14 protein-coding genes are annotated in these 19,840 nt (G+C 72.3%); 9 read left to right on the top strand and 5 right to left on the bottom strand.

Annotation, left to right across the window (positions count from 1 at the left end; all coding sequences use genetic code 11):
* Positions 1–169: 169 nt before the first annotated feature.
* From ACZ4Z1_RS24920 to ACZ4Z1_RS24885, 8 genes are all read left to right on the top strand, one after another.
* The gene (locus ACZ4Z1_RS24920; protein ID WP_468488818.1) at positions 170–832 is read left to right on the top strand and encodes a response regulator; all 663 of its coding nucleotides are present in this window, start codon (positions 170–172) and stop codon (positions 830–832) included.
* 226 nt (positions 833–1,058) lie between these two features.
* Entirely contained in the window at positions 1,059–3,866 is a 2,808-nt protein-coding gene (locus tag ACZ4Z1_RS24915) for a DNA translocase FtsK (RefSeq protein ID WP_468488817.1), read from the top strand.
* A 372-nt stretch (positions 3,867–4,238) separates the two neighbouring features.
* The gene (locus tag ACZ4Z1_RS24910; RefSeq protein ID WP_468488816.1) at positions 4,239–5,054 is read left to right on the top strand and encodes a helix-turn-helix domain-containing protein; all 816 of its coding nucleotides are present in this window, start codon (positions 4,239–4,241) and stop codon (positions 5,052–5,054) included.
* Between the two features lie 80 nt (positions 5,055–5,134).
* Positions 5,135–6,628, top strand: coding sequence for a 30S ribosomal protein S12 methylthiotransferase RimO (gene rimO / locus ACZ4Z1_RS24905; RefSeq protein WP_468488815.1), 1,494 nt, complete (start codon positions 5,135–5,137; stop codon positions 6,626–6,628).
* Positions 6,625–7,368 (top strand): CDP-diacylglycerol--glycerol-3-phosphate 3-phosphatidyltransferase, encoded by a 744-nt coding sequence (gene pgsA / locus ACZ4Z1_RS24900; RefSeq protein WP_468488814.1) that lies wholly within the window; start codon positions 6,625–6,627, stop codon positions 7,366–7,368. The genes rimO and pgsA overlap by 4 nt, the downstream gene beginning before the upstream one ends.
* A 159-nt stretch (positions 7,369–7,527) precedes the next feature.
* Positions 7,528–8,037 (top strand): CinA family protein, encoded by a 510-nt coding sequence (locus ACZ4Z1_RS24895; RefSeq protein ID WP_468488835.1) that lies wholly within the window; start codon positions 7,528–7,530, stop codon positions 8,035–8,037.
* Between the two features lie 109 nt (positions 8,038–8,146).
* The gene (locus tag ACZ4Z1_RS24890) at positions 8,147–8,530 is read left to right on the top strand and encodes a helix-turn-helix domain-containing protein (RefSeq protein ID WP_030024638.1); all 384 of its coding nucleotides are present in this window, start codon (positions 8,147–8,149) and stop codon (positions 8,528–8,530) included.
* 400 nt (positions 8,531–8,930) lie between these two features.
* Complete coding sequence (locus tag ACZ4Z1_RS24885; RefSeq protein WP_468488813.1) at positions 8,931–9,401, top strand: Dps family protein; 471 nt, start codon at positions 8,931–8,933, stop codon at positions 9,399–9,401.
* 40 nt (positions 9,402–9,441) lie between these two features.
* Here the strand turns inward: ACZ4Z1_RS24885 and ACZ4Z1_RS24880 are convergent, their stop codons facing one another.
* Positions 9,442–10,521 (bottom strand): methyltransferase domain-containing protein, encoded by a 1,080-nt coding sequence (locus ACZ4Z1_RS24880; protein ID WP_468488812.1) that lies wholly within the window; start codon positions 10,519–10,521, stop codon positions 9,442–9,444.
* 293 nt (positions 10,522–10,814) lie between these two features.
* Here ACZ4Z1_RS24880 and ACZ4Z1_RS24875 point away from each other — a divergent pair, with 293 nt between their 5' ends.
* Positions 10,815–11,234 carry a PPOX class F420-dependent oxidoreductase gene (locus ACZ4Z1_RS24875; protein WP_468488811.1) on the top strand — a complete coding sequence of 140 codons (420 nt, stop codon included), beginning with the start codon at positions 10,815–10,817 and terminating at the stop codon, positions 11,232–11,234.
* A gap of 120 nt (positions 11,235–11,354) precedes the next feature.
* On the opposite strand, the gene ACZ4Z1_RS24870 is transcribed toward ACZ4Z1_RS24875, so the two are convergent.
* From ACZ4Z1_RS24870 to ACZ4Z1_RS24855, 4 genes are all read right to left on the bottom strand, one after another.
* Positions 11,355–11,864: a hypothetical protein gene (locus ACZ4Z1_RS24870; RefSeq protein ID WP_468488810.1), complete on the bottom strand. Its 510-nt coding sequence runs from the start codon at positions 11,862–11,864 to the stop codon at positions 11,355–11,357.
* A gap of 77 nt (positions 11,865–11,941) precedes the next feature.
* On the bottom strand, positions 11,942–12,946 hold the full coding sequence (gene hemC / locus ACZ4Z1_RS24865; RefSeq protein ID WP_468488809.1) for a hydroxymethylbilane synthase: 1,005 nt from the start codon (positions 12,944–12,946) through the stop codon (positions 11,942–11,944).
* A 977-nt stretch (positions 12,947–13,923) separates the two neighbouring features.
* Positions 13,924–14,757 (bottom strand): Fpg/Nei family DNA glycosylase, encoded by an 834-nt coding sequence (locus ACZ4Z1_RS24860; RefSeq protein ID WP_468488808.1) that lies wholly within the window; start codon positions 14,755–14,757, stop codon positions 13,924–13,926.
* Positions 14,758–14,965: 208 nt separating this feature from the next.
* Positions 14,966–19,807 carry an ATP-dependent helicase gene (locus tag ACZ4Z1_RS24855; protein WP_468488807.1) on the bottom strand — a complete coding sequence of 1,614 codons (4,842 nt, stop codon included), beginning with the start codon at positions 19,805–19,807 and terminating at the stop codon, positions 14,966–14,968.
* Between the last annotated feature and the right edge of the window lie 33 nt (positions 19,808–19,840).

The raw sequence follows: 19,840 nt of genomic DNA, 5'->3' as shown, positions 1-19,840 counted from the left end.
ACCTTCTGGTCTCTCACTGCGTTTGTGCTACGTGCACAGTGACATCGCGGTGACAGGGTGTGGCGACAGGCGGGGTGCGGCTACGATGACCGGCACAAGGACGGGCGGCATGACAGAGCCGTCCCCTGGGGCGGCGTCCGGTTCATTGCCGGGGCGAGGAGGACGGGCCATGGTGCAGAAGGCCAAGATCCTCCTGGTCGATGACCGGCCGGAGAATCTGCTGGCGCTGGAGGCGATCCTCTCCGCGCTCGATCAGACACTGGTGCGGGCATCGTCCGGGGAGGAAGCGCTCAAGGCACTGCTCACCGACGATTTCGCGGTGATTCTGCTCGACGTGCAGATGCCGGGGATGGACGGGTTCGAGACGGCCGCGCACATCAAGCGGCGCGAGCGCACCCGCGACATCCCGATCATCTTCCTCACCGCCATCAACCACGGCCCGCACCACACCTTCCGTGGTTACGCGGCGGGAGCGGTCGACTACATCTCCAAACCGTTCGACCCGTGGGTGCTGCGCGCCAAGGTCTCGGTCTTCGTCGAGCTGTACATGAAGAACTGTCAGCTGCGGGAGCAGGCGACGCTGCTGCGGCTCCAGCTGGAGAGCGGCCGCGCCGCGGCGGACGAGGCCAGCAAGGAGCCCGCGGGGCTGCTCGCCGAGCTGTCCGCCCGGCTCGCGGCCGTGGAGGAGCAGGCCGAGGCGCTGTCCAAGCAGCTGGACGAGTCGGCGGACGCGGCGGCCATCGCGACGGCGGCGCATCTGGAGCGCAAGCTCACCGGACTGCGGCGGGCGCTGGACGCCTTGGAGCCCGGCACGGGCAACGCCGCCTCCTGACGCGCGCCGCGCGCGGCGCCGTGCGACGCTCCAGCGGCCCGCTGGACGGCCCGCGGCTCCTAGGGACGGATTCTCCCCGGGGCGCGTCCTGACGCGCCATCACCAGGAGTGTGTACGGCCGACGTCGTGAGCCGTCGGCGTGAAGTGCGCGGTGCGGTGCGCGACACGAATGGGTGAAGGCCCGAGCGCTCGTGTCACTGTGGCCGTCGCCTGTAATCTCCTCACCATGGCCTCACGTACGTCCGGCAAGGGTTCCCAGAGCACGGCGGGCCCCTCGAAGCAGCGCGCCGGACAGCCCGGAGGCGCCGCCAAGAAGGCCGCCGCGAAGAAAGCACCGGCGAAGAAGGCGCCGGCTCCGGCCAAGAGGGCGCCTGCCAAGAAGACCGCACCGGCCAAGCGCGCGCCGGCGAAGAAGGCAGCCGCCAAGAAGGCGCCGCCGAGGCCCGCGCCGTCGCCCACCGGCGGCGTCTACCGCCTGGTGCGGGCCTGCTGGCTCGGGCTGGCGCACGGCGTCGGCGCGATGTTCCGCGGCGTCGGGCGCGGCGCGAGGAACCTGGACCCGGCGCACCGCAAGGACGGGCTGTCGCTGCTGCTGCTCGGGCTCGCCCTGGTCATCGCCGCCGGTACGTGGTCCAACCTCAGCGGCCCGGTCGGCGACCTCGTCGAGCTGCTGATCACCGGCGCCTTCGGCCGCCTGGACCTGGTCGTACCGATACTGCTCGGCGGCATCGCGCTGCGCCTGATCCGCCATCCGGAGCAGCCGGAGGCCAACGGGCGGATCGTGATCGGCCTGTCCGCGCTGGTCACCGGCGTCCTCGGGCAGGTCGCCATGGCCTGCGGATCGCCCGGCCGGGGTGACGGCATAGCGGCCATGCAGGACGCCGGGGGCTACGTCGGCTGGGCCGCGTCCAAGCCGCTGATCTTCACCGTCGGCCAGACCCTGGCGGTGGCGCTGCTGGTGCTGCTCACCGTCTTCGGCCTGCTGGTCGTCACCGCCACGCCGGTGAACGCCATCCCGCAGCGGCTGCGGCAGCTCGGGGCCCGGCTGGGCCTGGTCGAGGTGTACGAGCCCGAGCCGGTGGCCGCCGAGCCCGAGGAGTACGCCGAGGACTGGCGCGACCGCTCCGGACGGAGTCCGCGGCGCGCCGCGGCGCAGGAGTTCGCGAACGATCCGGACGCCATAGAGGAGGCGGCGCTGGCCAAGCGCCGCCGCGGCCGCCGTACACCGCTGCAGCCCGCCGACCGGCCCATGGACGCGGTGGACGTGGCCGCCGCGGCCGCCGCCTCGCTGGACGGCGCCGTCCTGCACGGCGTCCAGCCCTCGCCCCTCGTCGCCGACCTCAGCAGCAGCATCTCCGGCGAGCGCCGCGACGGCGAGGACCGCGACGAGCGGTCCACGGCCGGGCCCAAGCAGGACAGCGGCTCGGTACCGCCCGCCCGGGGCGCGGGCCAAGGCAGCGAGGACAAGCACTCGGGGCCGGTGCCGGACTTCACGAAGTCCGCACCGGAACCGTCCGGCGAGCTGCCCTCGCGCGCCGAGCAGCTGCTGCTGTCCAACGACATCACCTACTCCCTGCCGTCGCTGGACCTGCTCACCCGCGGTGGCCCCGGCAAGACCCGCAGCGCGGCCAACGACGCCGTCGTGGCGTCGCTGACCACCGTCTTCCAGGAGTTCAAGGTCGACGCGGCGGTCACCGGCTTCACCCGTGGCCCGACGGTCACCCGCTACGAGATCGAGCTGGGCCCGGCGGTCAAGGTCGAGAAGATCACCGCGCTGGCCAAGAACATCGCGTACGCGGTCGCCAGCCCGGACGTACGGATCATCAGCCCGATCCCCGGCAAGTCCGCGGTCGGCATCGAGATCCCCAACAGCGACCGGGAGATGGTCAACCTCGGCGACGTGCTGCGCTCGGCCGAGTCGGTGGGCGAGGACCACCCGCTGCTGGTCGGCCTCGGCAAGGACGTCGAGGGCGGGTACGTGACGGCCAACCTGGCGCGGATGCCGCACATCCTCGTCGCCGGCGCCACCGGCTCCGGCAAGTCCTCCTGCATCAACTGCCTGATCACCTCGGTGATGGCGCGCGCCACCCCGGACGAGGTGCGGATGGTGCTGGTCGACCCCAAGCGCGTCGAGCTGACCGCGTACGAGGGCATCCCGCACCTGATCACCCCGATCATCACCAACCCCAAGAAGGCCGCCGAGGCCCTGCAGTGGGTGGTGCGCGAGATGGACCTGCGCTACGACGACCTGGCGGCGTACGGCTACCGCCACATCGACGACTTCAACGCGGCCGTGCGCAGCGGCAAGGTCAAGCCGCCGGAGGGCAGCGAGCGCGAGCTGTCGCCGTATCCGTACCTGCTGGTGATCGTGGATGAGCTGGCGGACCTGATGATGGTCGCGCCGCGTGACGTGGAGGACTCCATCGTCCGCATCACCCAGCTCGCGCGCGCCGCCGGCATCCATCTGGTGCTGGCCACCCAGCGTCCGTCGGTGGACGTGGTGACCGGTCTGATCAAGGCGAACGTGCCGTCCCGGCTGGCGTTCGCGACCTCCTCGCTCGCCGACAGCCGGGTCATCCTCGACCAGCCCGGCGCGGAGAAGCTCATCGGCAAGGGCGACAGCCTCTTCCTGCCGATGGGCGCCAACAAACCCGTGCGCATGCAGGGCGCGTTCGTCCAGGAGGACGAGGTCCAGCAGGTCGTCCAGCACTGCAAGGACCAGATGGCGCCGGTCTTCCGGGACGACGTCACGGTCGGCACGGCCCAGAAGAAGGAGATCGACGAGGACATCGGCGACGACCTGGACCTGCTGTGCCAGGCCGCTGAGCTGGTGGTCTCCACCCAGTTCGGGTCCACCTCCATGCTCCAGCGCAAGCTGCGGGTGGGATTCGCCAAGGCCGGGCGGCTGATGGACCTGATGGAGTCGCGCAACATCGTCGGGCCGAGCGAGGGGTCGAAGGCGCGCGACGTGCTCGTCAAGCCGGACGAGTTGGAGGGCGTACTGGCGGTCATCCGGGGGGAGACGCCCTCCTAGAGGCCGTCACCCGGAGGCCGCCGCCCGGCGGGAGCCCGGGCGGTGTCCGGGGTCTGCCCGCGGGCAGCGCTCCGGGCCCGTCAACCGGGCGCGGCGACGGCGGAGGAAGTCCAGGCTTCACGCCTGCGGTTCACCCGTACGGGCGGTCCGAAGCAGGTGTCGGAGATCGTAAGCAACCGTTTCTTCCGCCGATACGTCAAGTTGAGGGAGGTGGTGGGAGGATGGTGCACCATCGGCACCCGGACCGGGCGTCCAGCGGCCTGACCCGGCCTTCTGATGGCGTACAAAGTCCGCTCTTCCGCTTGCCCGACCCTTTCGGTACACCCCTAGACTGAACCTCCAGCAGGTGGCTCACGCTCGAAAGGCGCCCACGTGTCCATCGGCAACTCCTCCGAAGACGACCGGCCCTCCATCGGCCGCGCCATCCAGCAGGCCCGTATCGCGGCGGGACTCACCGTCGACGAGGTCAGTTCCACCACACGGGTGCGCGTGCCCATCGTGCAGGGCATCGAGCAGGACGACTTCTCGCGCTGCGGCGGCGACGTCTACGCGCGGGGGCACCTGCGCACGCTCGCGCGCGCCGTCGGCCTCGATCCGGAACCGCTGATCGCACAGTTCGACGGGGACCACGGCGGCCGGCCCGAGCCGACCCCCGCCGCGCCGCTCTTCGAGGCCGAGCGCATCCGGCCCGAGCGCGGCCGCCCGAACTGGACGGCGGCGATGGTCGCGGCCATCGTCGTGGTCGTCGGGTTCGTGGGCTTCACACTCTTCAGCGGCGGGGGCAAGGGGAGCGCGGTCGCCGAGGGCGACAACACGGCGGCGCCGGTGCAGCCGACCAAGCCCGCCGCCGGCAAGTCCGGCAAGACCGCCAAGCCCACCACCGTCCCCGGCCCCGGGCCCTCGGAGAGCGCCGTCGCGGGCGTGCCCAAGGACAAGGTCACCATCAAGATCACCGCGAAGGACGGGCAGAGCTGGATCTCCGCCAAGGACGCCAACGGCCGGCTGTTGGAGGACGGCCTGCTCAAGAAGGGCGAGTCCAAGACCTTCACGGACAAGAAGCGCATCGACCTGGTCGTCGGCAATGCCGGCGTCGTGCAGCTGTTCGTCAACGGCAAGGAGGTCGAGAAGGTCGGCGCCGAGGGAGCGGTCGAGCGGCTGAGCTACTCGGCGGGCCCGCAGGCCGGCTGAGCAGGCCCGGTCCGGGGCGCCGGGCGGATGGGGCAACCCTGGCAGCGAGGGAGGTTGCCGGGACAAAGTAGGCTGACTCCATGCCCGAACGCCGTACCGTCGCCCTTGTCACTCTTGGCTGCGCCCGTAACGAGGTGGACTCGGAGGAGCTCGCAGGCCGCCTGGCAGCGGACGGCTGGGACCTCGTCGAGGACGCCGCCGATGCCGATGTCGCCGTCGTCAACACCTGTGGCTTCGTCGAGGCCGCCAAGAAGGACTCCGTCGATGCCCTCCTGGAGGCCAACGACCTGAAGGACCACGGCCGCACCCAGGCGGTGGTGGCCGTCGGCTGCATGGCCGAGCGGTACGGCAAGGAGCTGGCCGAGGCGCTGCCGGAGGCCGACGGCGTCCTCGGTTTCGACGATTACGGCGACATCTCCGGCCGGCTGCAGACGATCCTGAGCGGCGGCAGCGTCGAGGCGCACACCCCGCGCGACCGCCGCAAGCTGCTGCCGATCAGCCCGGCCGAGCGCCAGGACGCCACAGGCGTCGCCCTGCCCGGCCACGGCGCGGACGGGCCGGTCCCCGCCCCCGCGGACCTGCCGGAGGGCGTGGCGCCCGCCTCAGGGCCCCGTGCGCCGCTCCGGCGCCGCCTGGGCACCAGCCCGGTCGCCTCCGTGAAGCTGGCCTCCGGCTGCGACCGCCGCTGCTCCTTCTGCGCCATCCCGTCCTTCCGCGGCTCCTTCATCTCGCGCCGCCCCTCCGACGTGCTCGGCGAGACCCGCTGGCTGGCGGAGCAGGGGGTGAAGGAGATCATGCTGGTCTCCGAGAACAACACCTCCTACGGCAAGGACCTGGGCGACATCCGCCTGCTGGAGACGCTGCTGCCGGAGCTGGCCGCCGTCGACGGCCTGGAGCGCATCCGGGTCAGCTACCTGCAGCCCGCCGAGATGCGCCCCGGCCTGATCGACGTGCTGACGCAGACGGACAAGGTCGCCCCGTACTTCGACCTGTCCTTCCAGCACTCGGCGCCGGGCGTGCTGCGCGCCATGCGGCGCTTCGGCGACACCGACCGCTTCCTGGGCCTGCTGGAGCAGATCCGCGGCAAGGCGCCGCTGGCCGGCGCCCGCTCGAACTTCATCGTCGGCTTCCCCGGCGAGACCGAGGACGACATCGCCGAGCTGGAGCGCTTCCTGACCGGGGCGCGGCTGGACGCGATCGGCGTGTTCGGCTACTCCGACGAGGACGGCACCGAGGCCGCCACGTACGACAAGAAGGTCGACCCGGACGAGGTCGCCGAGCGTCTCGCGCACATCTCGCGGCTGGCCGAGGAGCTGACCGCGCAGCGCGCCGAGGAGCGGCTGGGCGAGACCCTCACCGTCCTGGTGGACAGCGTCGACGAGGAGGACGGGGTCGTGGGGCGCGCCGCGCACCAGGCCCCCGAGACCGACGGCGTGACCCTGCTGCGGACCTCACTCGACCTTGCGCCGGGTCGTATGGTCGAAGCAAAGGTCGTAGCGAGTGAAGGCGTCGACCTGGTGGCCGAGGTGCTGTCGCCGGACGGCGCGCCGTGTACTGAGGAGGCGGGCAGATGACCGGAGTCCCGGCTTCCGCGGCCGGTGGGCACCACCGCCCGGCGCCGGCCGTCCGGACGGCCGGACTGTGGAACATCGCCAACGTCCTGACGATGGTGCGGCTGCTGCTCATACCGGCCTTTGTGCTGCTGCTGATGCACGGCGACGGCTACGACCCGGCCTGGCGCTCGTTCGCCTGGGCCGCGTTCGCCATCGCCATGATCACCGACCTGTTCGACGGCCACCTGGCACGCCAGTACAACCTGGTCACGGACTTCGGGAAGATCGCCGACCCGATCGCGGACAAAGCGATCATGGGCGCGGCGCTGATCTGCCTGTCCGTGCTGGACGACCTCCCGTGGTGGGTGACCGGTGTCATCCTCTTCCGTGAGCTGGGCATCACGCTGATGCGGTTCTGGGTGATCAGGCACGGGGTCATCCCCGCCAGCCGCGGCGGGAAGCTGAAGACGCTCGCGCAGGGCACCGCGGTGGGCATGTACGTGCTCATCCTGTCCGGGCCGCTGGCGACGTTCCGGTGGTGGGTGATGGCGGTGGCCGTGGTGCTGACCGTCGTGACCGGCCTGGACTACGTACGGCAGGCGGTCGTCCTGCGGCGGGCCGGGCTGGCCGAGGCACGGGCCGTACAGGCCGAGGAGCGGGCCAGGACGGCCGCGGAGGCGCGCGGCGACGGCCCTGCCGGGAGCACGGCGGCCGCGGACCGGTCCGGGACCGCGGCGGACGACGGGAAACCCGTACGGTGAGGCCGGAGACGGCCGCCCCGGCGACCTTCCGAAGTGGCTGCGGAAATGCACGCTGAAACCGGGCGGGCAGCGGGCGTAGAGGCCCCTGAGGGCGGCAGCGCGCCACCCGGCGAGGGGATCCTGGATCCGGCTTACGAGGACGTCGCGTGCTCCGAGGTGCTGTCCACGGCAGCGCGGGCGCTCGACGTGCTCGCGGAGCGCGGGGAGAGTCTGGCGGTGGCCGAGTCCCTTACGGGCGGGCTGGTTGCCGGAGCGCTGACCGGGGTACCCGGAGCCTCCCGGGTCTTCCGGGGCTCGGTCACGGCGTACGCGACCGAGCTCAAACGGGACCTTCTCGGTGTCGACGGGCCGCTGCTCGACGCGCGCGGCGCCGTGGACGCGGAGGTTGCCCGCCAGATGGCCCGTGGTGTAAGGCGTGTGCTGAGCGCGCACTGGGGTATCGCCACTACAGGGGTTGCCGGCCCTGACCCCCAGGACGGACAGCCCGTGGGCACCGTCTTCGTCGCGGCCGACGGGCCCGGCGGCGCAGGCGGTGTGCTACGTCTCACGCTGGACGGCGACCGCCGGCGGATCCGCCGGGACACGGTGACGGCGGTGCTCCGGCTGCTGGTGAGCCAACTGACAGAGAACGCGGCGGCACAGGATACGGAACAACGGGGGGAATTTTGATGTTTGCAGCCCTGAGTGAACACGAACTCGCGCCCCGCACGGCCGAGGCCCGAGGCGGTACGGTGGGGCGAGAAGGATCCGGATCCGAGGTCCGAGGAGGGAGCCAGCGATGATTCTGCTTCGTCGCCTGCTGGGTGACGTGCTGCGCCGACAGCGTCAGCGCCAGGGCCGCACCCTGCGCGAGGTCTCCTCCTCCGCCCGGGTGTCGCTCGGCTACTTGTCCGAGGTCGAACGGGGACAGAAGGAAGCCTCTTCCGAACTGCTCTCGGCGATCTGTGACGCGCTGGACGTGCGCATGTCCGAGCTCATGCGGGAGGTCAGCGACGAGCTGGCGCTCGCGGAGCTGGCACGGTCCGCCGCCGCCAGCGACCCGGTGCCCGCACCGGTCCGTCCCAAGCTGAACTCGGTGTCCGTGACCTCGTTGGCCGGGGTCCCGGAGGATCGCGTGACGATCAAGGCGCCCGCGGAGGCCGTGGACGTCGTCGCGGCCTGAGGCCGGTGCCGCGGTCCGAGGCCGCGGAGGCGGTGGGCCGGGCCGGGCTTGCGTGCCCACCCTGACGGACGCCTCCCCTGTGCCTCCTGTGGACGAGAAGTGTCCTCCTCGGGCTCGCCGTGCTGTGGCGAGTGCCGAAAGCTTTCTGTCGGGTCCTGGAACCCCTTCGAAGCTCCCCCTCGACTTCCTTGAGCCCCGTCCGGTAGCCGCCGGACGGGGCTCAAGGCTTTCCCGGGCCGTTCGGCCGGGCCGAACGGAGGGGACGGCCGGGACTTCCGTCGTCGGCTGGGGGTACCCGCGCATTACCGCAGTGCATCTGGGTACCCGATCCGTACAGACAGGACCAATCGGTTGTACGGTGGGCGAAGCGGAGTCATTCGCCCTGAAAAGGAGTAAATGGATGTCTGTCGTCAAGAGCACGCTGTCCGACGACGACCGCAAGGTGGTCGGGGACGCACTGCAGGGAGCCCTCGTCGACCTGGTGGATCTCTCGCTCGTGGCGAAGCAGGTCCACTGGAACATCATCGGCCCGCGTTTCCGGTCCGTACATCTCCAGCTCGACGATGTCGTGGACACGGCTCGCTCCTACGCCGACACGGTGGCCGAGCGCGCCTCGGCGATCGGCGTCTCCCCAGACGGCCGGGCCGAGACGGTCGCGAAGACCAGCGGCATCGACACGGTGCAGGACAACTGGATCAAGGACGCCGAGGTGGTCCGCGTCGTGACCGACGCGCTCGGCGCCGTCATCGCCCGGATGCGTGAGCGCATCCGCGTCACGGACGAGCCCGACCCGGTCTCCCAGGACATTCTCATCGGCCTGACCGCTGACCTGGAGAAGCACCACTGGATGTTCCAGGCCGAGTCCGCCTAGACCGGTCGTGATCTTCTTCTGGCCTGTGCGACAGGCCGCTTCAGCGCCCCTCTGACGCCGTCAGGGGGGCGCTGGTGCTCGTCGGGCCGTGAAGCCGGACCCGCTGCCCTTCGGGAGTGACGGTGAGGCCGTGGCGGGCGACCCCCGGTTCGCCGGCGCGTACCCATCGCCGGTGGGCCGCCTCGACCTCGTCCCAGAGCCGGCGCGGACCGTGCTGCCGTACGCGGTAGGCGGCGGTCTGCCGGCCGTCGTAATCCACCGACGCCCACGAGGTCGCGGCATCGTCGGCCAGCCACAGACGGGTGTGGGCGTCGTCCGTGCCCGTGTCGGTGTCCCAGGAGTGCCACACATCGGGCACACGCAGACCGATCGCGAACTGTGCGTCCAGGCTGCTGCCGGCCACCGCCCAGGGGGACAAGGCCGTAGTGGAACGGCTGGGGCGCTGCCCCGCGCGCAGAAGGTCGCGGTCGAGATCGGCGGCCGCGCGCTGGCCGCGCATCACCATGTACGAGCCGTAGCCCGCGAACTGCCCGGTGGCCGTGCCGTCCGGATGACGGGTGAGCACGAGCGTTCCGTAGGTGATCCAGCTGGTGCTCCACGGCACGACGAGACGGGCGCCGGGCGCCGTCTGCGCGAGCCAGGCCGCGGGGACGGACCGTACGGAGCAGGTGGAGATGATCCGGTCGTACGGGGCGGCAGCGGTGTGGCCGTGGGCTCCGTCGCCGGTGATGACCACGGGAGCGTAGCCGGCGGCCTTCAGGCCGGCGCGGGCGGTTTCGGCGAGTTCGGGGTCGATCTCGACGCTCACGACGTTCCCGGACCCGAGCCGGTGAGCGAGCAGGGCCGCGTGGAAGCCCGTGCCGGTACCGATCTCCAGTACCCGGTGTCCGTCGGCGAGCGCGGCGTCCTCAAGCATGCGCAGCACCGTGCCGGGCGCGGAAGCGGACGAGGTGGGCTCCTGGAACCCGTCGTCGTCCTCGGTGATCTGCGTGACGAGCGGCACGTCGTTGTACGCGGCTTCGGCCCAGCGGACCGGGTCCACGCCGCGGTCGCAGGGCACGTACCCGCCGTCCCCGTCGCGGAGCCAGACCCGGCCGGGCAGGAACAGGTCACGGGGCACGGCTCGGAGGGCTTGGGCCCAGACGGGTGGGACGGGGTGGCCGAGTGTGGTGGTTACTTGGGATAGGAGGGTCTGGAGGCGGGGGTCGGGGTGGGGGAGGTGTGGGTCACTGGTGGTCCGGGGCCCCTGGTGGTCGTGGTCCGAGCTGCCGAAGGTAGCGGACGGTGACGCGGCTGTCCGCGCCGCGTGGAGGTGGCGCCGTAGTGGCGTGTCTGTGATTCGGGAAGGTGTGCGCAGACGATCATGTTGGGGAGACGAACGCCGGATCAGCAACGTATGGAGGAGTGTCCGCTATGTCGAAACCCCCGCTGCCGCAAGAGGCGGTCGACATGCTGCAGAAGGCCAACCCGGCCGTCATCACGACCCTGCGGTCGGACGGCCAGCCGGTCTCCACGGCGACCTGGTACCTCTGGGACGACGGCCGGGTGCTGGTCAACATGGACGAGGGCCGTAAGCGTCTGCAGCACCTGCGCAACGACCCCCGGGTGACGATCACCGTTCTCGACGAGTCGAGCTGGTACACCCACATCAGCATCATCGGCCGTGTCACCGAATTCCGTGACGACAAGGACCTGGCCGACATCGACCGGCTGGCCCGGCACTACATGGGCAATCCCTATCCGCAGCGAGATCGCGGCCGGGTCAGCGCCTGGATCGAGATCGACCGCTGGCACGGATGGGGGAGCCACAAGGACAGCAGCCAGGCCGGCTGAGGGTCATGTGCGGGACCTCCCCCGGGATTTCGGAAACCGCAAACCCCGGGGGAGGTCTTTTGTCGTGGGTGGGCTGCAAGTGGCGCCGTCTGCTCCTGTGCCGGGCGGGCGCTTCCGCTTTCAGGCGGCGAGTTCGTACGCTTCCAGGCGTTTGATCATTCGGCGGACCACCAGGAGCGGAATCACGCCGAAGATGCCGAAGGACATGTCGATCAGTTGCCAGTAAAACGGAATTCCGCGGACCGGCCCGCAGATGAGGGCCAGTGGGATGATTCCCGCGCAGGCGATCACGCCGAAGTCGATGACCCAGATGTTGCGGACCGGATCGCGGAACGGACCGTAGAACGCCACCGCGATGACCAGGTGCGCGAATGCCAGCCAGTCCGTGCCGTACAGCAGGAACGGATACTTCGCGTCGGTCGCCTCCAGCCCCTCCCTGGCCCTGCCGATCCACTCCGCCAGTCCCGGGAAATGCCCGGCGAGCGGTGACGCGTCGGACCGTAGCAGTGTGTCGGCCCACCGGAGTTCGGTGACGAGCGGAAAGGCCGTCAGCCCGCTCAGTACGAGACCGATGATGAAGACGGCCAGCCAGATACGAATACGGCGCCGAAGCGCCTTACGCCCCTCCATGATCGGAGCGTACGCCTGCCTTCGCCGGGCATTTCGGCCGGGGCCGGTCTGCGAAATGCCGAGGAGGCGAAGGCGGTTCAGAGGGGAACTCCGGTGTCGATCAGGGAGCGTGCGCCCTGGCTGAGGAGTTCGGTGGCGGCGTGCGCGCCGAGTGCCGCCGGGTCGTGCGGGGCGTCGCTGCACAGGTGGACCTGCGCGAAGGCGGTGCCGTCCGGGGAGAAGACCATGCCGCGCAGGGAGAGCCGGCCGTCCGGGCCGGTGACGCAGTAGCCCGCGATGGGGCTGTTGCAGTGGCCGCGCAAGCCCTGGAGCATGACGCGTTCGGCGGTCACCTCGGTGAGCGTGGGCTCGTGGTTGAGCTGTTCCACAAGGGCGGCGACGGTGCTGTCGTCGCGGCGGCATTCCAGGGACAGGACGCCGGCCCCGACGGCCGGCAGCAGTTCCTCGGTCTCGAACACCTGCCGCGCCCGGTGGGTCAGGCCCAGCCGCGCCAGCCCGGCGCTCGCCAGGACCATGGCGTCGAAAGTGGTGGGCGCGTCCTGTTCCTGTTCCTGTTCGGCTGGTGCGTTCCGCTTGCCGTCCAGGAGGTCCAGGCGGGTGCCCACCGCGCCGCGTACGGGAACGATCCGCAGGTCGGGGCGGGCGCGCAGGAGCTGGGCCCGGCGGCGTACGGAGGCGGTGCCGACCCGGGCGCCCGGCGGGAGGTCGTCGAGGTGGCGTACCGCCGAGTGCTCGGGGACGACCAGGACGTCCCGGACGTCGGCACGTTCCAGGTGGGCGGCGACGACCAGGCCCGCGCGGAGCGGCACGTCGCCGGGCACATCCTTGAGGCAGTGCAGCGCGAGATCGATGGCACCGCTCTGCAGCTGCGCGTCGAGAGCCTTGACGAACAGCCCCTTCCCACCGCTGCCGGACAGGTCGCCGTGCCAGGGACCGGCCTCGGCCCGGACCGGGACGGTCACGGTCCGCAGTCGCGGGTCGAGCTGGTGCAGCAGCCGGGTGACCTGGGCGGTCTGGGCGAGGGCCATGGGGCTCGTACGGGTGCCGATGCGCAGCTCGCGGGCGGGGAAATCGGCGCTCACGGGCGGTCTCCGTTCGTGGATCTCGGGCGGTGCCCGCCGTCGGGCAGTGATCATTCAGTGCAGCGTAAGAGACACCGGCCGACGGGCCGGGTAGATACGGGTTCGAGCTGGTGTGCGGGGGTGGCAGGGGGCGGCCGTACCGGTGCGCGCGCCTGCCGCGCCGGGCGGCGGCCGTGGGCCGTCTGGATGCGGGCCGGGTGGTGACGGGCGAAAATACCGGGAGACAGAGATCCGTGGGAACGGGGATGGACGAACGAGCCCCGTCGACATGTTCGCGCCGGTTGTGCCCCGGTGCGCCCTCCCGCTGGACGGCTGCGCCCGTCTAGCGTCGACCGGAGGAGGCAGCCATGGCTAGGGGGTGTCCGATGGGGCAGGGCCGGGGCCGCGGCGTCTGGCACGGCACCTCGCAGCGTTGCCGAAACGCCCAGGTAGCTCCGCTATCAGGACGCTCCAGCGCCTTGCGGTGCCCCGCACCAGACGCCGCGGCCTGTCCGCCCCTGGCCCATCGGACACCCCCTAGGCGCGATTTCCTCGCCCGGTTCGGCATATCTCCGGCCCGGATGGCGGCCAGGGCCGCTGCCGCGAGCCTGTGGTGGTGGGCGGTGCTACGGCTGACGCTGTGGCCTGGCACGCCGGGGATCGTCGAGGGGGCGGTGGCGGCCGGGGGATGGGGGCTGAGCCTGTTGCCGGTGCACTGCGTGCCGTGGGCGGAGCGGGCGCGGGGCAGGGGCGGAGGCAGGGGTGAGCGGTGGGATGGAAGGGGCGGAAGTGGGAGAGGGGGTGCGGGTCGGCTTTCCGGTCCTGGGGGCGTGTTGAGGGGTGGGGTGGTCAGGGCGTGGCGCGCGCGGGGTAGGGGTTCCGGCGGCCGCTCGTAGGGGCGAGGGTGGCGGGGTCACCCGATCGGCCGAAGGGGGTAAGACCCGGGAGCGGGGCGCGAGGAGAATTGTTTCGGCGGTGGCATGAGGGGTGACGTAGCGTCAGGTTTGCTGCTCCGGCGCTTCCTTGCGGTCCCCCGGGGCTGTGCCGTCCTCCGGCTGGCAGGTGGGGCACCAGTAGGTGACGCGCTCCTGGGTGGGCGGGCCCTGTTCTCCCGTACGGATCGATGTGCCGCAGCGGAAGCAGGGGCGGCCGGCGCGGCCGTAGACCCACTGGCGGCGGTCCGGGCGGGCGCTCGGCGTCGTGACGCGGGCGAGCCGGTCCTTGTTGGCTTCCAGGAGTTTCTTGGCGAGGGCGGTCGCGCGCTCCGGGGCGGGCAGGCGGCCGACCGGCAGCCAGGGGGAGGCGCGCAGCAGGAAGCAGAGTTCGCACTTGAAGACGTTGCCGATGCCGGCCAGGTTGCGCTGGTCGAGCAGGGCCTCGCCGAGGGGGCGGGCGGGGTCGGCGAGCAGGCGGCGCAGAGCCTCGGTGGGGTCCCAGTCGGGGCCGAGCAGGTCGGGACCGAGGTGGCCCACGGCATCGTCCTCGTCGGCGGTGCGCAGGAGGTCGAGGACGGGGAGGCGGTAGCCGACGGCGGTGCGGTCGGCGGTGGCGAGGATCGCGCGGATCTGGTGGGCGGGGCCGCCGCGCCAGCGTTCGGCGGGGGCGTAGATCTTCCAGGCGCCGTCCATGCGCAGGTGCGAGTGGAGGGTCAGGCCGCCCTCGACACGGGTGAGGAGGTGCTTGCCGCGCGGGACCACCTCCAGGACCGTACGGCCGGACAGGTCGGTGGTGGCGAGCTTCGGCACGCGCAGGTCGGTGCGGGTCAGTGCCTTACCGGCCAGCGCCGCGTGCAGGAGGCGGGCGGTGCGCCAAACGGTGTCGCCTTCGGGCATGGGGACATTGTGCCGGGTGGGGGCGGGCGACGGCGGGGCGTGGGGCGGACGGTCACCGGGTGCGGGCACGCGGCGGCAGGGTGTCGGGCGGTCACCGGGGGCATGCGGCGGCAGGGTGCCGGCGTGCGGTGGCCGGGTGCGCGTGTGGGGTGGCCGGGTGTGGGCGTGCGGTGACCCGGTGCGGGTGCGGGGCGTTCCGTCGTGGTGGTCAGGGGCGGAGGCGGAAGCCGCGTGGGGTGGGGTGGAATCCGGCGGCCTCCAGGGCAGGGGCGAGTGGGGCGGTGAGGGCTGCGGTGCCGTTGACACGTTCCACGGTGATCGTGCCGAGGGCGCCCGCGTGGGCGGCGTCGGTGAGGGCTTCGAGGGCGAGCCGCAGACGGGTGCCGGCGGGGGAGCCGTGGTCGGGCGCGGTGCCGTCGGCGGACTGTGTCCAGGCCAGCAGCGTCTTGCCGCCGCGCTCCATGTACAGCGTCAGTTCGCCGTCGACGAGGACGACGAGGGAGCCCGCCTTGCGGCCCGGCTTGTGGGTGGCGCCGTCGGGCGGTTCGGGCCAGGACAGGGCGGCTCCGTACGCGTTCGCCGGGTCGGCGGCGGCCAGCACCAGGGCCCGTTGCGGCCCGGTGGAGCGGCGGTCTCCGGGGCCCTCCGGAGCGTACTCGCCGGCGACGCGCTCGCGGCTGGTGTTGACGGCGCGGAGCCGGTCGACCGCCCCGTCCATAGCGAACTGCGCGGCGCCCAGCCCTTCGACCACATAGCCGCGCCGGGCCTGCCCGGTCTCCTCGAAGGCGGCCAGCACGCGGTACGCGGCGGAGAAGCCGCCCTCGACGCCCTCGGCGGACACGGCGCCGCGGGTCACGACGCCGTGGCGGTCGAGGAGGGCGCGTGCCCGGGCGTGGGCGCGGTGGGTGGGGTCCGGTTCGGGGGCGGGGAGCAGCGACCAGCGGCCGGCGACGGTCGGGGGGCCGGAGCGGGAGGCGGTGGGGCGGCCCGTACGGCCGGTGGCGGCGGTCAGGGTGCCGTACCGGCCGCGGGGGACGGCGCGCTTGGCGCGGTGGGCGGTGGCGCCGGACGTACGGCCGGAGCCGAGGAGGGACCGGAGCGGGGCGAGGGTGTCGTTGGTGAGGCGGCCGGACCAGGCCAGGTCCCATAGGGCGTCGGCGAGCTGGGGGTCCGTCGCTTCGGGGTGGGTGGTGGCGCGGACCTGGTCGGCGAGCTGGCGGAAGAAGAGGCCGTAACCGGGGGCGAGGGCCTGGAGGACGGACTGGTGCAGCGGGGACAGCTCCAGCGGGTGGGGCGGTGGCAGGAGCAGCGGGGCGGTGTCGGCGAGGTAGAGGGACACCCAGCCGTCCTTGCCGGGCAGGGCTCCCGCGCCGGCCCACAGCACTTCGCCGGTGGCGGTCAGTTCGTCGAGGAGGGCCGGGGTGTAGTCGCCGACCCGGGAGGGCAGGACCAGCTTTTCGAGGGCGGAGGCGGGCACGGACGACCCTTGCAACTGTTCGACGGCGCGGACCAGGCCGTCGATGCCACGCAGGCCGTACGAGCTGCCGCGCTGTGCCCCCGATCGGTGCGCTCCCGTACGGTTCGTCCCCGATCCGTACGGCGCCTTGGCTGCCAGGGGGCCCACTTGCTGCCACTGCGGGAGGAAGGATGCGAGGGCGGCGGGCGGTACGGGCTCCAGCTCGTGCCGGAGCGCGGCCAGGGAGCGCCGGCGCAGGCGGCGCAGCACCTGGGCGTCGCACCATTCCTGGCCGGTGCCAGGAGAAGGGTCGGCGCGCGGCGCTTCCGATGAAGGGTGGTGGGCGACGGGTGGGCGGAATTCACCTTGTACGACTCGGCCGGATGCCGCCAGCCGTTGCAGGGCGCCGTCCGTGACGGCTGTGCCGAGGCCGAAGCGGGCGGCGGCCTGGTCGGAGGTGAACGGGCCGTGCGTACGGGCATAGCGGGACAGGAGGTCCCCGAGGGGGTCCTTGACGGGCTCGGTGAACGACTCGGGGACGCCGACGGGCAGGGCCGTGCCCAGGGCGTCGCGCAGCCGGCCCGCGTCCTCGATCGCGGCCCAGTGGTCCCGGCCGGCGATACGGACCGTGATGGCCCGGCGGGCCGACGCGAGCTCCCGTACCCACCCGGACTCGGCGCCGCGCTCGGCCAGTTCGTCGTCGGTGAGCGGGCCGAGCATCCGCAGCAGGTCGGCGACGCCTTCGGCGTCCTTGACCCGGCGGTCGTCGGTGCGCCACTGCAGCTCGCTCTCCAGCTCGGCCAGGACGTCGGCGTCGAGCAGCTCGCGCAGTTCGGCCTGGCCGAGCAGTTCGGCCAGCAGCCGGGAGTCCAGGGAGAGGGCGGCGGCCCGGCGCTCGGCGAGGGGGGAGTCGCCCTCGTACAGGAACTGGGCCACGTACCCGAACAGCAGGGAGCGGGCGAACGGGGACGGCTCGGGCGTGCTGACCTCGACGAGGCGGACCCGGCGGGCTTCGATGTCACCCATCAGTTCCGTCAGGCCCGGTACGTCGAAGACGTCCTGGAGGCATTCGCGGACGGCCTCCAGAACGATCGGGAACGACCCGAACTCGCCCGCCACCTGGAGGAGCTGGGAGGCGCGCTGGCGCTGCTGCCACAGGGGCGTGCGCTTGCCGGGGGTGCGGCGGGGCAGCAGCAGCGCGCGGGCCGCGCACTCGCGGAACCGGGAGGCGAACAGGGCCGAGCCGCCCACCTGGTCCGTGACCACCTGGTCGACCTCGCCCTGGTCGAAGACGACGTCGGCGGCGCCCACGGGTGACTGCTCGGGGTCGTACTCCATGCCGCGGGCCACCGGGTCGAAGTCGCCGGTGTCGCTGTCGAGCAGGTCGAGGCCCATCAGGTCGGCGTCCGGCAGGCGCAGCACGATGCCGTCGTCGGCGTGCATGACCTGCGCGTCCATGCCGTAGCGCTCGGAGAGGCGGGCGCCGAGGGCGAGCGCCCAGGGGGCGTGCACCTGCGCGCCGAACGGGGAGTGCACCACCACCCGCCAGTCGCCCAGCTCGTCACGGAAGCGCTCGACGACGATCGTGCGGTCGTCCGGCACATGGCCACAGGCCTGCTGCTGTTCGGCGAGGTACGCGAGGACGTTGCCCGTCGCCCAGTCGTCGAGGCCGGCGGCGGACAGCCGCTCGCGGGCGGCCTCCGGGGCGAGGGAGCCGATCTCGCGGAGGAACGCGCCCAGCGCGCGGCCCAGTTCGAGGGGGCGGCCGAGCTGGTCGCCCTTCCAGAAGGGCAGCCTGCCGGGGACGCCGGGGGCCGGGGAGACCAGCACCCGGTCGCGGGTGATGTCCTCGATGCGCCAGGACGTCGTACCGAGCGTGAAGACGTCGCCGACGCGGGATTCGTAGACCATCTCCTCGTCCAGCTCCCCGACCCGGCCGCCCCCCTTCTTGGGATCGGCACCGGCCAGGAAGACACCGAAGAGACCCCGGTCGGGGATCGTGCCGCCGGAGGTGACGGCCAGCCGCTGCGCGCCGGGGCGGCCGGTGACCGTCTGCGCCACGCGGTCCCAGACGACGCGCGGCCGCAGCTCGGCGAAGGCGTCGGAGGGATAGCGCCCCGCGAGCATGTCCAGCACGCCGTTGAACGCCGACTCCGGGAGGGCCGTGAAGGAGGCAGACCGGCGGACCAGGGCCAGCAGCTCCGTCACGTCCCAGGTGTCCATCGAGACCATCGCGACCAGCTGCTGGGCCAGGACGTCCAGCGGGTTGGCGGGGACGCGCAGCGACTCGATGGATCCCGCGCGCATCCGCTCCGTGACCACCGCGGCCTGCACCAGGTCGCCGCGGTACTTGGGGAAGACCACGCCCCGGGACACCGCGCCGACCTGATGGCCCGCACGGCCGACCCGCTGGAGGCCGGAGGCGACCGACGGCGGGGACTCGACCTGCACCACCAGGTCGACCGCGCCCATGTCGATGCCCAGCTCCAGGCTGGACGTGGCGACCACGGCCGGCAGCCGGCCCGCCTTCAGGTCCTCCTCGACCTGGGCGCGCTGCTCCTTGGACACCGAGCCGTGGTGGGCGCGGGCCAGCAGCGCGGGCGCCCCCTTGGCGGCGCCGGCCTCGGCCATCAGCTCGGCGGGGGAGTGGTTCTCGGGCAGCGCTTCGCCGGTGGCGCGCTCGTACGCGATCTCGTTCAGCCGGTTGCACAGGCGTTCGGCGAGGCGCCGGGAGTTGGCGAAGACGATCGTCGAGCGGTGCGCCTGGACCAGGTCGGCGATCTTCTCCTCGACATGCGGCCAGATGGAGGGCTTCTCACCGGTGTCGCCTTCCTGGACGGGCGAGCCGCCCAGCTCACCCAGGTCCTCGACGGGGACGACCACCGACAGGTCGAACTCCTTGCCGGACGGCGGCTGGACGATCTCCACCCGGCGCTGTGGCGACAGGTAGCGGGCGACCTCCTCCACCGGGCGTACGGTCGCCGACAGGCCGATACGCCGGGCCGGGCGCTCCAGCAGGTGGTCGAGCCGCTCCAGGGAGAGCGCGAGATGGGCGCCGCGCTTGGTGCCCGCGACCGCGTGCACCTCGTCCACGATCACCGTCTCGACGCCTTCCAAAGCCTCCCGGGCGGAGGAGGTCAGCATGAGGAAGAGCGATTCGGGTGTGGTGATGAGGATGTCGGGCGGCCGGTTGGCGATCGCCCGGCGCTCGGCGGCCGGGGTGTCACCGGAGCGGATGCCCACCCGGATGTCGGGCTCGGGCAGCCCGAGGCGGACGGACTCCTGGCGGATGCCGGTCAGCGGGCTGCGCAGATTGCGCTCGACGTCGACCGCCAGGGCCTTCAGAGGGGAGACGTACAGCACGCGGCAGCGCTTCTTCGGCTCGGCGGGCGGGGGGACGCTCGCGAGCCGGTCGAGCGAGGCGAGGAAGGCCGCCAGGGTCTTGCCGGAGCCGGTCGGCGCGACCACCAGCACGTCCGAGCCCTCACCGATGGCTTGCCAGGCGCCCTCCTGCGCGGCGGTGGGCGCGCGGAACGCCCCCGTGAACCAGTCGCGGGTCGCGGGGGAGAATGAGTCGAGTGCTGCCTTGGCCATGTCCCCCATCGTGCAACGGACCACTGACAATCG

This window comes from Streptomyces sp. NPDC030165, from assembly GCF_055573595.1.
Note: the sequence above shows the minus strand (reverse complement) of the source record. Positions and strands in the feature narration are given on the sequence as shown.

What these genes read in the sequence shown, in the direction of transcription:
- ACZ4Z1_RS24870 (WP_468488810.1), bottom strand. Translation starts at nt 11,864, where the DNA reads ATGGAGGGGCGTAAGGCGCTTCGGCGCCGTATTCGTATCTGGCTGGCC.
- ACZ4Z1_RS24920 (WP_468488818.1), top strand. Translation starts at nt 170, where the DNA reads ATGGTGCAGAAGGCCAAGATCCTCCTGGTCGATGACCGGCCGGAGAAT.
- rimO (WP_468488815.1), top strand. Translation starts at nt 5,135, where the DNA reads ATGCCCGAACGCCGTACCGTCGCCCTTGTCACTCTTGGCTGCGCCCGT.
- ACZ4Z1_RS24885 (WP_468488813.1), top strand. Translation starts at nt 8,931, where the DNA reads ATGTCTGTCGTCAAGAGCACGCTGTCCGACGACGACCGCAAGGTGGTC.
- ACZ4Z1_RS24890 (WP_030024638.1), top strand. Translation starts at nt 8,147, where the DNA reads ATGATTCTGCTTCGTCGCCTGCTGGGTGACGTGCTGCGCCGACAGCGT.
- ACZ4Z1_RS24875 (WP_468488811.1), top strand. Translation starts at nt 10,815, where the DNA reads ATGTCGAAACCCCCGCTGCCGCAAGAGGCGGTCGACATGCTGCAGAAG.
- ACZ4Z1_RS24915 (WP_468488817.1), top strand. Translation starts at nt 1,059, where the DNA reads ATGGCCTCACGTACGTCCGGCAAGGGTTCCCAGAGCACGGCGGGCCCC.
- pgsA (WP_468488814.1), top strand. Translation starts at nt 6,625, where the DNA reads ATGACCGGAGTCCCGGCTTCCGCGGCCGGTGGGCACCACCGCCCGGCG.
- ACZ4Z1_RS24855 (WP_468488807.1), bottom strand. Translation starts at nt 19,807, where the DNA reads ATGGCCAAGGCAGCACTCGACTCATTCTCCCCCGCGACCCGCGACTGG.
- ACZ4Z1_RS24860 (WP_468488808.1), bottom strand. Translation starts at nt 14,757, where the DNA reads ATGCCCGAAGGCGACACCGTTTGGCGCACCGCCCGCCTCCTGCACGCG.